This window comes from Candidatus Pseudothioglobus sp. Uisw_050_01, from assembly GCF_048085775.1.
Classification (GTDB): domain Bacteria; phylum Pseudomonadota; class Gammaproteobacteria; order PS1; family Pseudothioglobaceae; genus Pseudothioglobus.
Window position 1 is genome coordinate 1,730,691 of record NZ_CP159804.1, and the last position, 14,530, is coordinate 1,745,220.

Below are 14,530 nucleotides of genomic sequence, written 5' to 3' on the forward strand. Positions count from 1 at the left end.
TAATTAAAATAACTTAAATAATTAATCAAGAATCGATTTTAAACAAAATAGCTCTATGGCAACCAAGAAACGTCACTCGAGCAAAACTTTGATTAGACTATAATATATACTGTAATTCTTTCAGAAACCCGTCAGATTTTGACTATTTCTTTTGAATAAAGTTACCCAATTTTAAATAATTTTATGAAGCAATTTTTTTCTATCATTCTGCTTTTGATCCTTGTCCCTCTCTCAACAAGCTGGGCTGAAATCCTTTCAGTTGATAAAGAACCTACTCTAAGTGAAAGCAATCAATCATCAATTTTATTGCAGTCTGAAAATAATCTCGGTTTTGAAAAAAGCCCAGTAAAAGTTAACGAGGCTTTCAAGTTAAGCGCTATTTCGGTTGATGAAAATACAATTGCTGTGAGATGGATTGTTAAAGAAAACTATTATCTCTATAAAGATAAAATTTCTTTTTCAGTCAAAGGAGCAACAATTGAAGATGCCCTGTTTCCAAAGGCAAAGTTAAAAGTTGATGAGTTTTTTGGTGAGGTCAATATTTACAATTCATCCGTGGAGGTTATTCTTTCACTTACCGACATTGTTAGCAACAAAGTTATATTAACACTAGAACACCAAGGCTGCTGGGAGGGTGGAGTTTGTTATCCCCCTCAGAGCGATACCATTCAAGTTGATTTTAATGGAACTCAAGCATTTTCTTCTCAAGATAATAGTCAAATAACAAAGTCAGAAAAAAGTGCCAATGAAAAGTTTCAACAAGGCGGTTTAACTTTATTAATTGCAGCGTTTTTGGCTGGGTTGGCTCTTTCTTGGACGCCTTGTGTATACCCAATGGTCCCAATACTGTCTGGAATTATTATTGGACAAAAGAAAGCTCCAAGCACTCCAAGAGCTATCTTGATGTCGGTTGTCTTCGTTTTTTCAATGTCTCTCGCTTATGCTTTGATTGGAGCGACAGCAGGCTACTTTGGAGCTGGCATAAATATTCAGGCGATAATGCAAACTCCCTGGGTCTTAATTGTTTTCAGTTTAATCTTTCTATTCTTAGCATTTTCAATGTTTGGATACTATGACATTCAACTACCCTCTAAATTGCAGGTCAAGATTACAAACCTAAGTAACAGGCAAACGAGTGGGGATTTCATTGGTGTTAGCATCATGGGGTTCCTTTCTGCCCTAATTGTTGGTCCATGTGTTACGCCATTCCTTGCAACTGCTTTAAGTTATGTTATTGCTGGAGGAAGTGCTGCTAAAGGCGCTGCTAGTCTTTTTGCAATGGGACTGGGAATGGGCATCCCTTTAATAATAATTTGTGGCTGGGGTGTCAATGCACTGCCAAAAGCTGGACTATGGATGGAAAACGTCAAGAAAATTTTTGGTCTTTCAATGATTGCTGTTTCTCTGTATTTACTGGATCGAATTCTGAGTCCACTTTTATCTCTAATTCTATGGTCACTCCTATTCACTCTAGGGCCAATTATGCTTGGTGTTTTTAACAAAATCACTAAACCTATTAGCTTCTGGAGTTTACTATTTAAAGCAACATGTTTGATTTTCTTAGCTTATGGCGTCTTGCTATGGCTATTGGTGGCAAAAGGTGGTGGTGATATTCAGCAACCTCTTGACTCAATCATTTATGGGGACAGCATAGATTCATCAAATAGTGTCGACTTTCAAGTAATTACAGATGAAGATGAATTTAATAAATTATTAGCTATAACTACAAAGAATAACAGCCTACTGGTCATTAAGTTTTATGCAGAATGGTGTATTTCTTGCAACAAGCTAGAGAGGGTTGTATTCTCAAACAGACAAGTCAATGAGGCTCTTGCAGATTCTCTTAAACACACATTAGACGTTACTGAGAATAATCGCTTTAACCAGTCGATACTTGCAAGATTCTCACTTGTTGGACCACCCGCCATATTATTTTTTAAAAATGGCATCGAGCTTAGAGACCAAAGAATTATTGGTGAATTTAGCGCTAAAGAGTTTGTAGCCCACATAAATAATCTGCAATAAATATTTATTAATTTCCTCTAAAAGCTTCGAATTGTAGCTATATTTGATTAAATAGATGTTAAAATACTTCTTAGTTACTTACAGTTAAAATCTAGTCTTAAAGGCTTATTTATTATATTTTTAAGCCAAAACATGAACTTGCAATCATTGCCTGCCTTAATGGCCGCAATGTGAATTTGTATTTAGATTCAAAAAACTAGTTGCAAAGAATAATAAAGGGGAACGTAAATGGATATTCGAAAAGTTAAAAAGCTAATGGAGCTTCTAGAGGAATCTGGAATGTCAGAAATTGAAATTAAAGAAGGTGAAGAGTCAGTAAAAATTTCTAGATATGGAAATTCGCCTGCACCAAGTCACTCTTTTGTTCAGCAACAAGCGCCTACTTCATTGCCTCCAGTGGTTGCGGCTCCAGCAATTGCAGATGAGCCCTCAACTGTTGGTCAGTCTCTAACATCTCCCATGGTAGGAACTTACTATTCAGCCCCATCTCCAACTGCAAAGCCTTTTGTTACAATTGGTCAGCACGTAAAACAGGGCGACACCATTGGTATTGTTGAGGCCATGAAGATAATGAACCAAATTGAAGCTGAGAAGTCTGGAACAGTCCTTCAAATTCTTGTTAAAGATGGTGAAGCTGTAGAATTTGGACAACCGCTAATCATAGTCGAATGAGCTCAATAAAAAAAGTTTTAATTGCTAACCGGGGTGAAATTGCACTTCGAATTCTTAGGGCTTGCAAAGAACTTGGAATCCAAACTGTAGCAGTATATTCAACAGCAGATAAAGACTTAAAGCACGTTCGTTTAGCTGATGAAGCCGTTTGTATTGGGCCACATCCATCTATCAAAAGCTATTTAAATATTCCAGCTATTATAAGTGCGGCTGAGGTCACACACTCTGATGCAATACATCCAGGATATGGATTTCTTTCTGAAAGCGCCGATTTTGCCGATCAAGTTGAGCAAAGTGGCTTTATCTTTATTGGTCCACACGCAGAAAATATAAGGGTTATGGGGGACAAGGTAGCTGCCATTGAGGCAATGCAAAGCTCTGGCGTACCTTGTGTTCCAGGATCAAATGGAGCATTAGATGACAACGAACAAAGAAGCATTAAAATTGCCAGAGAAATTGGCTTACCAATAATTATTAAAGCTTCTGGTGGTGGTGGTGGCCGAGGAATGCGAGTTGTTGACTCTGAAGATGACTTAGCTGACTCAATAAGGCTCACTCAATCTGAGGCGTTAAGCTTTTTTGGTAATGGTGAAGTTTATATGGAAAAATTCTTAACGACCCCTCGCCATGTTGAGATTCAAATTCTAGCGGACCAGCATGGAAACGCAGTACATCTTGGTGAAAGAGACTGCTCAATGCAAAGGCGTCATCAAAAAGTTGTAGAAGAGGCTCCTGCACCAGGAATCTCTCCAAAATTACGAAATAAAATTGGCAATATTTGTGCTGAAGCTTGTAAAAAAATTAACTATCGTGGAGCTGGGACCTTTGAATTTCTTTTCGATAATGATGAGTTTTACTTTATTGAAATGAACACTAGAGTTCAGGTTGAGCATCCAGTAACTGAAATGATCACTGGTGTTGATATTGTCCGTGAACAAATCTTAATTGCGGGTGGTGATAAGTTATCAATAACTCAAGATCAAGTTGAAATTAAAGGTCATGCTATTGAATGTAGAATTAATGCTGAAGATCCTGAAACTTTTATGCCTTCACCAGGAAAAATTACACAGTACCATGCTGCTGGCGGTCTTGGAGTTAGAATAGACTCTCACATTTATAATGGCTATAATGTCCCGCCATACTATGACTCTATGATTGGAAAAGTGATTACTTTTGGCGACAATCGAAATAATGCAATTATTAAGATGCAAAATGCTCTTGATGAAATGGTTATTGATGGAATAAAAACAAATATTCCACTTCAAAGAAAAATTATGACCGATAAAGTGTTTAGGAAAGGTGGTATGAATATTCACTATCTAGAAAAGATGCTTGGGGATGAAGAATAATGAAAATTAAAGTTGGAATAATTGGTGGTTCAGGATATACCGGTATTGAACTATTGCGTATCATCCATCAACATCCACTTGCAGAAGTTACCTCGATTACATCAAGGGCTCTTCAAGGTAAAAAAATATCAGACGTTTTCCCCAACATGCATGGTCTCTCAGAGTTGGTATATTCACTTCCCGATGATAAAGCTTTATTTGAATGTGATATTGTTTTCTTTGCAACGCCTCATGGGGTTGCCATGGATAATGCTGAATCTTTTCTTGAAAAAGGCGTCAAAGTTGTTGATTTGGGTGCTGACTTTAGGATTAATGATGCTGACTTATGGTCAGATTGGTACAAAATGGAACACTCACAGCCTTCACTTCTTGAGGAGGCAGTATATGGTCAGCCTGAAATTAGACGAGATGCTATAAAAAATGCACGACTAGTTGCAAATCCTGGATGTTACCCAACAGCCGTTCTTCTGGCCTTAAAGCCTCTTCTTGAGAGTGGCTTAATTGATATCTCAAACATAATTGCAGACTGCAAATCTGGAGCTAGCGGAGCAGGAAGAATTGCCAACCAAGCAACTCTTCTTTGTGAGATAACTGAAAGCTTTAAGCCATATGCAGTAGGTGGCCACAGACACTTTCCTGAAATAAAGCAAGAGCTAGAACTTATTGCTGGGAAGCCAATTGGATTAACTTTTGTTCCCCACTTGCTTCCTATGATTCGAGGCATAGAGGCTACGATTTATGTTGACCTTGTTGATTCATCTGTCAATGTTAGGCCTTATTTCGAAAATGCCTACAAAAACGAAGAATTTGTTAAAATACTCCCTGAAGGTACTTATCCTGAAACGCGTTCAGTTAAATCATCGAACTATTGCCAGATTTCAATTCAGTATATTGAACACAGCAATAAACTAGTAATTATGTCGGTTATTGACAACTTAGTTAAGGGTGCTGCGGGACAAGCAATCCAAAATATGAACTTAATGTTTGGGCTTGCAGAAAAGGAAGGCCTTAGACAGATTGGTATACTGCCTTAAAAGCAGTCTATATATAATAATTTGGAGATGCCCTATGGTTGCCGCTGAAATTCAAGATGAAGCTGATATAGTTTTTAGCGATAGTGCTGCAAGCAGGGTGGCGCAACTCATCAAGGAAGAAAAAAACCCAGCTTTAAGGCTTAGAGTTTATATTACTGGTGGAGGATGTTCAGGCTTCTCCTACGGCTTTGCTTTTGATGAAAACCTTAAAGAAGGTGATAGTGGTGTTAATAAGCAGGGCGTTGAGTTAGTTATCGACCCAATGAGTTATCAGTATCTAATGGGTTCAACAGTAGACTATCTTGAGGATCTCCAAGGAGCAAGATTTATTGTAAGTAACCCTAATGCCAAAACCACGTGTGGTTGTGGCTCTTCTTTTTCAATTTAATAACAATATTATGACCGAATATATTCCAGGCCTAGCAGGTGTTCCAGCAACTAAATCAGCAATTTCTTCAATCGATGGAGAAAAAGGAATACTCGCTTATAGAGGCTACTCCATTCAAGATCTCGTCGAGCACTCCTCATTTGAAGAAACTGCTTTGTTGTTAATGAATGGTGAATTGCCTTCACCTAAAGAGCTGTCAACCTTTAAAAATATTTTACAAAAAAGAAATGAAGTAAAACGAAAAATCCGCCATTTACTTTGGTCGCTTCCACCAACTGGCCACTCAATGGATGTGCTTCAAACTGCAATGGCTGCAATGGCTACTTTTTACCCAGATGCTGGCGCATCAGAGCCAGACTCGGCCTATACGCAAAATGCGCTTATTAAAATAATCTCAAACATGAGCACTCTGGTCGCAATGTGGACTCGCATTAGTAGAGGATATGATCCAATTCCTCCAAGCAACAAGATGTCTTATGCTGAAAATTTTATGTACATGTGTTTTGGAGAGGAATCTGACCCAGAAATTATTAACCTTTTAGATGCCTCCTTAATTTTACATGCCGAGCATACAATCAACGCCTCCACTTTTTCTACCATGGTGACAGCATCTACTCTTGCTAATCCTTTTTCTTCAATTGCATCAGGAGTTGGAACACTTGCAGGACCTTTGCATGGCAACGCAAATGAAAATGTGCTTCTTATGCTTGATGAAATTGGTTCTGCAAAAAATGCCCGCCCTTGGATTGAAAATAGACTCAAAAACAAACAAGTTATCTGGGGAATGGGTCATCGTGAGTATAAAACCAAAGATCCTAGAGCCACAATTCTTGAAAAAATGATTAAAACTTATATTAAGAAAAATGGCCTCAACTTATCTAACCGATTCGAAACAGCGCTTGAAGTTGAAAGCATCTGTGAGGAGTTATTGTCTCAAAAAGGTGTCTATCCCAACGTTGACTTTTATTCTGGCATCCTTTACTCAGAAATATTTAGCTTTACCAAAGAACACTTTACTCCTATTTTTGCCATGGCTCGTTCAGCTGGATGGGTAGCTCATTGGCACGAGCAGGTTAGTCACAATAGAATCTTTAGGCCAACACAGATATATACTGGTGCTGACTTTAGGGACTATCCCTCTAGTTAATAATGGACAAGACTACACACTTTGGCTTTAAACAGGTCGACGTTGAAAAAAAACAAGGCCTAGTTAAGGGTGTATTTGACTCAGTTGCAGGCAAATATGACCTCATGAATGATGTCATGTCAATGGGGACCCACCGTCTGTGGAAAAACTACACAATCTCTAGTAGCAATGTATCAGAAGGAGATCATGTTCTTGATATTGCTGGAGGAACAGGTGATCTGGCTATAAAATTTAGAAAAAAAGTTGGCGAATCTGGAAAGGTTATCTTATCTGACATCAATGGCTCAATGCTGAATGAGGGTAGAAAAAATCTTTTGAATCATGGCATTATTGATGTGGACTTTGTTCAGGCCAATGCTGAATCTCTCCCATTTGAAGACAACACATTTGATTGTGTAAGTATTGCGTTTGGCTTAAGGAATGTAACAAATAAAGATGTTGCCCTTCAGCAAATGTATCGTGTTTTAAAAAAAGGTGGCACATTACTGATTTTGGAGTTTTCTAAAGTTGAAAATGAGATGCTTAAAAAGATATACGATTTATACTCTTTCAACGTTATACCAAAATTTGGTGAATTTTTTGCAAATGATGAAGATAGTTATCAATACCTTGCGGAATCAATTCGCAAACATCCTGATCAAGAAACCTTGAAGTCTATGGCGCTTGATGCTGGGTTTGGTTTTTGTGAGTATCACAATCTTACGGGTGGCATAGTCGCACTTCATAAAGCAATCAAAACTTAATTACTATGTTTCGCCTCGCTATTGAAAAAGCTCTTAACCACATGGTAAATGTTAATGACATTAACATAACGCGCCTCGATAATAGTCTAGTTAGCGTGTATGTTGATGATATTGATTTAAGGCTTTTTTTTCTGTGTCTAAATTCTCGCATTTTCGTCATAGAAAATAGTGAGCAAAAAAATACTAATGTTGATATCACTCTCAATAAAAAAGCCTTTTTAGCTTTATTTAAAGGTATATCTTTTGAAGATTTAATTGAAAGCGAAGATATTGAAATTAATGGAAGCATTAAAACAGCACAGCAGTTGGCTGACTTACTCGCATTATCCTCTATTGACATTGAAGAGCTTATTTCTCAATATACTGGGGACATTATTGCGCATCAGCTTGGACAAACATTAGATAGGATTAAAGGCTCATCATCTCAGGAAAAGGATTCATTTGTTGAAAACTTAAAAAATGAATTTACCACTCTTTTGATTGCCCCTAGTCGGTCTAAATTTTTTAAAAAAGCGCGTTCTAGATGAAAAGCTTTTTTCGCTTCCTTGGCATATCAAGGACTCTAATTCGGTATCGATTAGATCATCTTATATTATCTACTTCGCTCTTAAAAAGCCTCAAGCCACTAATTTATTTGACACCATGGCATTACTTTCCGAGCAAAAAATTTACTCGAGGTGAAAGAATTCGCCTTGCACTCGAAGAACTAGGCCCAATATTTATTAAATTTGGTCAAACGCTCTCAACTCGAAGGGACCTTCTTCCAGAAGATATAGGCAATGAATTAGCAAAACTCCAAGATAAATGCCCTCCCTTTCCTGCTAAAGAATCTAAGTTGATTATTGAAAAAGCCCTTGATGAAAGCGTCTCAACCCTATTTGCATCTTTTGATGATGAACCCTTAGCCTCGGCATCTATTGCACAGGTTCATAGTGCGATTACTCATAATGAGGAAGAAATTATTATTAAGGTTGTTCGCCCAGGAATAGAAAAACAAATTAAAAGAGATATTCGCCTACTTTATGCATTTGCAGGCTTAGCTGAAAAGCATCCTGACGGCAAAAGACTAAGGCCAAGAGAAGCGGTTGCTGAATTTGAAACTATCATTTATAACGAACTTAATATGATGGTTGAAGCAGCTAATGCATCTCTACTTAGAAAGAACTTTAGTGACTCTAGCCTTCTTTATGTTCCAAAAGTACACTGGGATTATTGCCGCTCTAACATACTAGTAACTGAGCGCATTTATGGAACTCCAGTAACTAATATTGAGGCCTTAAAGAGTACTGATACAAACCTTCGAACTCTTGCTGAAAATGGTGTGGTGATTTTCTTCACCCAAGTGTTTGATCATAATTTTTTCCATGCTGATATGCATCCAGGAAACATTTTTGTTGGTGAAAATGATCAATATATTGGTGTTGATTTTGGCATTATGGGTACCCTAACAGAGGCCGATCAATACTATCTTGCTCAAAACTTTTTAGCGTTTTTCAATCAGGATTATAAAAAAGTAGCTCAAGTCCATCTTGAGTCAGGGTGGATACCAGAAGGAACAAACGTCTTAGAGTTTGAAAACGCCATTCGAAGCGTTTGTGAACCGATATTCGAAAAACCTTTAAGTGAAATTTCTTTTGGTCAAGTTTTATTAAGCTTACTAAAAGAGGCCAAACGTTTTGATATGGAAGTTCAGCCTCAACTTCTATTACTCTATAAAACGTTACTAAACATTGAAGGGTTAGGTCGAACTCTATACCCTGAACTTGACCTTTGGGCAACTGCAAAGCCTTACCTTGAAAAGCTTGCCAAAGACAAATACAGCTTAAAAAACACTGTTAAAAAAATCTCTGCTCAACTCCCTGAACTTATTTTAGAATTACCCGAAATCCCTATGTTGGTTATTAACGCTTTAAAACAAATTGAAAAAGGCTCGCTTAAACAAGAAAATTCAAAAAAACAAACAGAAGCGATTCTCTCTCAACTTCGAGAAAATTCTCTAAAGGAGCGTGCAACTATTATTGCAATATCGCTTCTTGCACTCACAGGGTTCCTTGTTACTCAATCAATCTGGACTTATGCAGCAGTAAGTGCATTTTCCAGCCTTATATTCTGGTTTAAATCTCGCTAAAGAAACTCAACAAGACGTAAAAATTGGAAGTTTTACGGGTTTAGTCATCTAGTAAAAAAGTTGGCATCTTGTAGTACATATCAACTGAGTTATCTATTATTTTTACTTTTTTTTCAGGGCCTTGTTCCCAACATTTAACTGATGTAATCATTGCGTTTTGAGATAAAACCAAAACCTTACTAAGCGGAGGAGTGGCTATGCCGTCTGAAGCCTTTATTGGCTTATCATTTTTATCATAAATGGCACACTTAATACTTGTAACTTCATTAGTACTGATGAAAATTGAAGTACTATCAGTTAGCTCTTTTCTCTCAAAAGAAAAGCTCTCAACTATAATTCCATCGGGATCTCCATCAATTGTAGCCATTTTATTAATTTCATCAGCAGAAATTGAATGGGACGTTAAAAAAAGTACAATTAGGAATAATTTTGTCATAATAAGTGAGTCTAAGTCTTAGGCAAAAAGTTAAACATTGATTAGGAGCCTTTATACTAAGACTATATTAAGCTGATCAGCCGTTAGTATTTCCTGATATCTCTCCATTTTCCAAAATGTACTCTGCCGCTCTTACACCATCTTCATAGAAAATAGATTTACCATTAAGAATACCATTTTTATATTCTTGCTCGGACTCTAAAAGACCATCTTCATTCCAAGCAGTTAGAACTCCTTCAAGTTTATTATCTTCATAAAAACCTGCTGAAGCTTTTTTCCCATTCTCATACCAATAAGTCAGCGTTCCTGCAAGCTCATTATTTTCATAGAATCCCTCTGAAGCTTTTTTGCCACTTTCATACCAGTAAGTTTCCCTTCCATATTTAATGCCATCTTTATAAGTTGTCTCTAGCCTCATGCCATTATCTAAATTCTCAGTATGTAGTCCATTTGTATTTTTATTCATAGTAAGATTATATTTGATTTTGCCTTAAAGTCCAAATTTCGTTTGATGCCTGAGTGCACCCCAATGATGACTATAGCAAAAGAAATTCGGGTAAAATAATGCTCCAGCCTATCTGGTCGCAAGACGGGCAATATTGGTTACACCACTAAACGTGGTGTTTTTTTATTTATTGGAGAACTCAAAATGAGTATTACTGTAAACGCATTAGAGCGTAAAGATCAAGGGAAAGGTGCGAGCCGCCGCTTGAGAAAAGAAGAAAGAGTACCAGGTATCGTTTATGGTGGAACTAAAGCGCCACAGATGGTAACACTAAACATTCATGAAATCACCCACTTACTAGAAAATGAAAATACATTCACTTCTGTATTAGATTTGATGGTTGATAAATCAAAAGAATCTGTTGTTTTAAAAGACATTCAGCGTCATCCTGCAAAAAATACTGTTCAACATATGGATTTTTTACGAGTAGACGCAAAACACGCTCTTGTTACAATGACTCCATTACACTTTATTGGAATGGATGAAAATGAGGCATTAAGGCTAGGAAATATGCTGAATCAATTCGTTGTTTCGGTTGAAATCTCATGCTTACCGCAAGACCTTCCAAATGGTATTGATGTAGATGTTACCAATCTAGAGATTGGTGATCATCTAACACTAACTAATCTTGTCTTGCCTAAAGGCGTTGTAATTACTTCACTTCAGCATGAAGATGTTGAGGCGCATGATCAAACTGTATGTTCTGTCACGGAACCTAAAGTTATCGTAGAGGAAGAGGAAGAAATAATAGAATCTACTGATTCTGAAACAGAAGGCGAAGAGGGTGAATCTAATGAGGGCTCTGAAGGTTCAAAAGATGGTGACGAAAAAGAATAAAACGTTGCCAGCCCTTATTGGCTCAATAAATACTTAAACGAAGCGTTGTAATGATTAAATTAATTGTTGGACTGGGAAACCCAGGAAAAGAATATCAAGGACATCGTCACAACGCCGGCTTTTGGTTTGTTGATTCATTAGCTAGCGTTTTAGGCTCCAAATTTAATGGTCAGTCTAAGTTTCTAGGAGAAACTTCAACCATTAGCTTTGGCTCTAAAAAAGTTCACCTTCTCAAGCCTCAGACCTTTATGAATAATTCTGGCGGCTCTATCAAAAGCTTATTGAGTTATTACAACATCAAACCTGAAGAGACTCTTGTGATTCATGATGAGTTAGATTTGCCTGTTGGCTTAATCAAGCTAAAACTAGGTGGTGGACATGGTGGTCATAACGGCTTAAGAGACGCAATTAAAGCACTTGATACGAATAATTTTTATCGTCTAAGAATGGGAATAGGCCATCCAGGAACAAAAAATGATGTTGTAGATTTTGTTTTAAGCTCCCCAACTAGCTCTGAATTAAAACTAATTGAACAAGGAATGATAGAAGCATCAGGCGTTATTGAAATGCTAGTTGATGGAGATTTTGAAGCCGCTATGAAGGCCCTTCATTCCTTATAATGGAGCAAAAAGATGGGATTTAAATGTGGCATAGTTGGACTTCCAAATGTAGGTAAATCAACTCTATTCAATGCGCTAACAATGGCGGGCATAGATTCAGAAAACTACCCCTTTTGTACGATTGAGCCAAACGTTGGCATCGTGCCTGTTAATGATCCTCGATTACAAGGATTAGCAAACATCGTTACTCCAGAAAAAATTTTACCAACCACAATGGAGTTTGTAGATATTGCTGGATTGGTTGAGGGCGCTTCAAAAGGTGAAGGACTAGGAAATCAATTTCTTTCAAATATTCGTGAAACAGATGCAATCCTGCACGTTGTTCGATGCTTTGAAAATGATGACATCATTCATGTTTCAAACAAAGTTGATCCACTTGATGACATAGATACAATTAATACGGAGCTTGCCTTATCCGATCTTTTTAGCGCAGAAAAGGCCTACCAAAAAGCTATAAAAAACTCCAAATCAGGGCAAAAAGAAGGTCTGCCTTTAAAAAACTTGCTTGAAAAAATCCTACCAACTCTTGAAGAAGGCCATGCAGTTAGATCTCTTGTCTTTACTGAAGAAGAGGAAAAGCTAGTTAAGGGTCTGCAATTGCTTACTTCAAAGCCAGTTCTTTATGTTGCCAATGTAAGTGAAAATGGCTTTACAAACAATCCTCACTTATCTGCATTAACGAACTATGCAGATAATGAAAATAGTCAAGTTGTTGCTGTATGTGCTGATATTGAGTCTGAAATTGCTGAGCTTGATGACGAAGACAAGCAAGGTTTTTTAGATGAGATGGGGCAATCTGAATCTGGCCTTGATCGCCTAATTAAAGCGGGATATAGCTTGCTAGGGCTTCAAACATATTTTACCGCAGGTGTTAAAGAGGTTAGAGCCTGGACAATAAACATTGGAGATTCAGCTCCAATGGCCGCGGGTAAAATACATGGTGACTTTGAAAAAGGCTTTATTAGAGCTGAAACGATTTCATATGAAGACTTTATTCAATATAAAGGCGAAAAAGGGTCAAAAGACGCCGGCAAGTTGCGCTCTGAAGGAAAGGAATATGTTGTTAAAGATGGTGATGTAGTTCACTTTTTATTTAATGTATAACTGTTAATTTTTCAATGAAAAATACAAAACTACTTTTAATTTTAGATGGCTGGGGCTATTCTCAAAACACTGAGAATAACGCAATAGCAATGGCCAATACCCCTAACTGGAATCATCTTATTGATACCTACCCTAATACGTTAATTGGTACCTCTGGAAAAAGTGTTGGACTGCCGGAAGGCCAAATGGGCAATTCAGAAGTAGGCCACTTAACAATTGGTGCGGGAAGAATTGTTGAGCAAGATTTCACCAGAATAGGTAATGACATTAAAAGTGGTGCTTTCTTCAGCAATAAAAATTTGTGCAAAGCACTTGACTCTGCTAAGGCTAATAATAAAGCAGTGCATATTCTTGGACTCTTATCTGATGGAGGAGTTCACTCTCACCAAGACCACATTTATGCGGCTCTTGAGCTGGCAAAACAAAAAGGCTGCAAAGAGGTTTATTTTCATGTCTTTACAGATGGGCGTGATACGCCGCCAAACAGTGCCTCAAAATTTATTGAACTGCTGGAGTTAAAAATCTCTGAGCTAAATTTAGGTAAAATTGTTTCAGTAGTAGGAAGGTTCTATGCAATGGATCGAGACAATCGCTGGGAGAGGGTTTCAAAAGCTTATGAATTAATATCTTCTGGAAAAGGAGATCGTAAAGCAGATTCTGCAAAAAATGCAATCCAAATGGCCTATGAAGAAGGCGAAAATGATGAGTTTATTGCTCCTACAATTATTGGTGAACCTGTAAAAATTAATAATGGCGATACAGTAATCTTTATGAATTATCGTGCAGATCGTGCAAGAGAAATAACTCAAGCTCTAACTTCAGAAATATTTGATGGATTTGATAGGCATGCGTTCAAAAAATGCAATTTTATTTGCCTCACAGAGTTCAAGAAAGACTTTAATCTTGAGTGCGCTTATCCTCCAATATCTGTCTTTAACACTCTGGGTTACTATATTTCAAGCCTTGGTTTTAGTCAGCTTAGAATTGCTGAAACTGAAAAATACGCACACGTTACCTTTTTCTTTAATGGGGGCGTTGAGACAATACTTGCTGGAGAAGAAAGAAAGCTTATTCAATCGCCTAATGTAAAAACTTATGATTTAAAGCCAGAAATGAGTGCATACGAATTAACTGAAAATCTTATTTCAGAACTTAAATCTCGAAAACATAAACTGGTTGTTTGTAATTTTGCCAACACAGACATGGTTGGGCACACTGGAAACCTTGAGGCGGCCATTAAAGCCGTTGAAGCAGTCGATAGCTGCTTAGGAAAAATTCACCAGGCATGTCTAGAGTCTGAAACCGAAGTCCTCATTACTGCAGACCATGGAAATGTAGAACAAATGTTAGACCCTGAAACGCAAAAAAACCATACTGCACATACAACTAATCCAGTCCCTTTAATATATGTTGGGAAAAGGAAAAGCTCACTATTGGGCCCACATATTGGTACACTTGCAGACCTAGCGCCTTCGCTTTTGGAGCTTATGGAAATTGATCAGCCAAAAGAAATGACAGGCCAAAGCCTTTTTATAGAATAAA

Annotated in this window: 15 protein-coding genes; 13 read left to right on the top strand and 2 right to left on the bottom strand. The window is 37.4% G+C overall.

Going from position 1 to position 14,530, the window contains the following annotated elements:
• The first annotated feature begins 183 nt into the window (after positions 1-183).
• The 9 genes from dsbD (at position 184) to ubiB (ending at position 9,486) form a co-directional block, all read left to right on the top strand.
• Complete coding sequence (gene dsbD / locus ABXT51_RS08795) at positions 184-2,025, top strand: protein-disulfide reductase DsbD (protein ID WP_416695452.1); 1,842 nt, start codon at positions 184-186, stop codon at positions 2,023-2,025.
• A gap of 228 nt (positions 2,026-2,253) precedes the next feature.
• Positions 2,254-2,697, top strand: coding sequence for an acetyl-CoA carboxylase biotin carboxyl carrier protein (gene accB / locus ABXT51_RS08800; protein ID WP_416686960.1), 444 nt, complete (start codon positions 2,254-2,256; stop codon positions 2,695-2,697).
• Positions 2,694-4,046, top strand: a complete 1,353-nt coding sequence (gene accC, locus ABXT51_RS08805; RefSeq protein WP_416686962.1) for an acetyl-CoA carboxylase biotin carboxylase subunit — start codon at positions 2,694-2,696, stop codon at positions 4,044-4,046. The genes accB and accC overlap by 4 nt, the downstream gene beginning before the upstream one ends.
• Positions 4,046-5,080, top strand: a complete 1,035-nt coding sequence (gene argC, locus ABXT51_RS08810; protein ID WP_416695454.1) for an N-acetyl-gamma-glutamyl-phosphate reductase — start codon at positions 4,046-4,048, stop codon at positions 5,078-5,080. The genes accC and argC overlap by 1 nt, the downstream gene beginning before the upstream one ends.
• A gap of 34 nt (positions 5,081-5,114) precedes the next feature.
• The gene (gene erpA / locus ABXT51_RS08815; RefSeq protein ID WP_416678005.1) at positions 5,115-5,468 is read left to right on the top strand and encodes an iron-sulfur cluster insertion protein ErpA; all 354 of its coding nucleotides are present in this window, start codon (positions 5,115-5,117) and stop codon (positions 5,466-5,468) included.
• A 10-nt stretch (positions 5,469-5,478) separates the two neighbouring features.
• Positions 5,479-6,615, top strand: coding sequence for a citrate synthase (locus ABXT51_RS08820; protein ID WP_416695456.1), 1,137 nt, complete (start codon positions 5,479-5,481; stop codon positions 6,613-6,615).
• 2 nt (positions 6,616-6,617) lie between these two features.
• Positions 6,618-7,358 carry a bifunctional demethylmenaquinone methyltransferase/2-methoxy-6-polyprenyl-1,4-benzoquinol methylase UbiE gene (gene ubiE, locus ABXT51_RS08825; RefSeq protein ID WP_416678009.1) on the top strand — a complete coding sequence of 247 codons (741 nt, stop codon included), beginning with the start codon at positions 6,618-6,620 and terminating at the stop codon, positions 7,356-7,358.
• A 5-nt stretch (positions 7,359-7,363) separates the two neighbouring features.
• Positions 7,364-7,885, top strand: coding sequence for an SCP2 sterol-binding domain-containing protein (locus tag ABXT51_RS08830; protein WP_416686969.1), 522 nt, complete (start codon positions 7,364-7,366; stop codon positions 7,883-7,885).
• Complete coding sequence (ubiB, locus tag ABXT51_RS08835; RefSeq protein ID WP_416695458.1) at positions 7,882-9,486, top strand: ubiquinone biosynthesis regulatory protein kinase UbiB; 1,605 nt, start codon at positions 7,882-7,884, stop codon at positions 9,484-9,486. Before ABXT51_RS08830 ends, ubiB begins: the two co-directional genes overlap by 4 nt.
• A 40-nt stretch (positions 9,487-9,526) precedes the next feature.
• On the opposite strand, the gene ABXT51_RS08840 is transcribed toward ubiB, so the two are convergent.
• Both ABXT51_RS08840 and ABXT51_RS08845 read right to left on the bottom strand, forming a co-directional pair.
• Positions 9,527-9,922 (bottom strand): hypothetical protein, encoded by a 396-nt coding sequence (locus ABXT51_RS08840; RefSeq protein WP_416695460.1) that lies wholly within the window; start codon positions 9,920-9,922, stop codon positions 9,527-9,529.
• 76 nt (positions 9,923-9,998) lie between these two features.
• Positions 9,999-10,388, bottom strand: a complete 390-nt coding sequence (locus ABXT51_RS08845) for a toxin-antitoxin system YwqK family antitoxin (RefSeq protein ID WP_416686976.1) — start codon at positions 10,386-10,388, stop codon at positions 9,999-10,001.
• Between the two features lie 183 nt (positions 10,389-10,571).
• Here ABXT51_RS08845 and ABXT51_RS08850 point away from each other — a divergent pair, with 183 nt between their 5' ends.
• The 4 genes from ABXT51_RS08850 to gpmI are packed head-to-tail and all read left to right on the top strand — an operon-like array spanning position 10,572 to position 14,529.
• A complete protein-coding gene (locus ABXT51_RS08850; protein WP_416678019.1) occupies positions 10,572-11,264 on the top strand; it encodes a 50S ribosomal protein L25/general stress protein Ctc in 693 nt (230 codons plus the stop codon).
• Positions 11,265-11,314: 50 nt separating this feature from the next.
• Positions 11,315-11,884: an aminoacyl-tRNA hydrolase gene (gene pth, locus ABXT51_RS08855; RefSeq protein ID WP_416686977.1), complete on the top strand. Its 570-nt coding sequence runs from the start codon at positions 11,315-11,317 to the stop codon at positions 11,882-11,884.
• 12 nt (positions 11,885-11,896) lie between these two features.
• Positions 11,897-12,988 (top strand): redox-regulated ATPase YchF, encoded by a 1,092-nt coding sequence (gene ychF / locus ABXT51_RS08860; protein WP_416678023.1) that lies wholly within the window; start codon positions 11,897-11,899, stop codon positions 12,986-12,988.
• 14 nt (positions 12,989-13,002) lie between these two features.
• Positions 13,003-14,529 carry a 2,3-bisphosphoglycerate-independent phosphoglycerate mutase gene (gene gpmI / locus ABXT51_RS08865; RefSeq protein WP_416686980.1) on the top strand — a complete coding sequence of 509 codons (1,527 nt, stop codon included), beginning with the start codon at positions 13,003-13,005 and terminating at the stop codon, positions 14,527-14,529.
• Position 14,530: the final 1 nt, after the last annotated feature.

What these genes read in the sequence shown, in the direction of transcription:
- gpmI (WP_416686980.1), top strand. Translation starts at nt 13,003, where the DNA reads ATGAAAAATACAAAACTACTTTTAATTTTAGATGGCTGGGGCTATTCT.
- ABXT51_RS08845 (WP_416686976.1), bottom strand. Translation starts at nt 10,388, where the DNA reads ATGAATAAAAATACAAATGGACTACATACTGAGAATTTAGATAATGGC.
- ABXT51_RS08830 (WP_416686969.1), top strand. Translation starts at nt 7,364, where the DNA reads ATGTTTCGCCTCGCTATTGAAAAAGCTCTTAACCACATGGTAAATGTT.
- ABXT51_RS08840 (WP_416695460.1), bottom strand. Translation starts at nt 9,922, where the DNA reads ATGACAAAATTATTCCTAATTGTACTTTTTTTAACGTCCCATTCAATT.
- accB (WP_416686960.1), top strand. Translation starts at nt 2,254, where the DNA reads ATGGATATTCGAAAAGTTAAAAAGCTAATGGAGCTTCTAGAGGAATCT.
- argC (WP_416695454.1), top strand. Translation starts at nt 4,046, where the DNA reads ATGAAAATTAAAGTTGGAATAATTGGTGGTTCAGGATATACCGGTATT.
- ABXT51_RS08820 (WP_416695456.1), top strand. Translation starts at nt 5,479, where the DNA reads ATGACCGAATATATTCCAGGCCTAGCAGGTGTTCCAGCAACTAAATCA.
- ubiB (WP_416695458.1), top strand. Translation starts at nt 7,882, where the DNA reads ATGAAAAGCTTTTTTCGCTTCCTTGGCATATCAAGGACTCTAATTCGG.
- accC (WP_416686962.1), top strand. Translation starts at nt 2,694, where the DNA reads ATGAGCTCAATAAAAAAAGTTTTAATTGCTAACCGGGGTGAAATTGCA.
- ubiE (WP_416678009.1), top strand. Translation starts at nt 6,618, where the DNA reads ATGGACAAGACTACACACTTTGGCTTTAAACAGGTCGACGTTGAAAAA.
- pth (WP_416686977.1), top strand. Translation starts at nt 11,315, where the DNA reads ATGATTAAATTAATTGTTGGACTGGGAAACCCAGGAAAAGAATATCAA.
- ABXT51_RS08850 (WP_416678019.1), top strand. Translation starts at nt 10,572, where the DNA reads ATGAGTATTACTGTAAACGCATTAGAGCGTAAAGATCAAGGGAAAGGT.
- erpA (WP_416678005.1), top strand. Translation starts at nt 5,115, where the DNA reads ATGGTTGCCGCTGAAATTCAAGATGAAGCTGATATAGTTTTTAGCGAT.
- ychF (WP_416678023.1), top strand. Translation starts at nt 11,897, where the DNA reads ATGGGATTTAAATGTGGCATAGTTGGACTTCCAAATGTAGGTAAATCA.
- dsbD (WP_416695452.1), top strand. Translation starts at nt 184, where the DNA reads ATGAAGCAATTTTTTTCTATCATTCTGCTTTTGATCCTTGTCCCTCTC.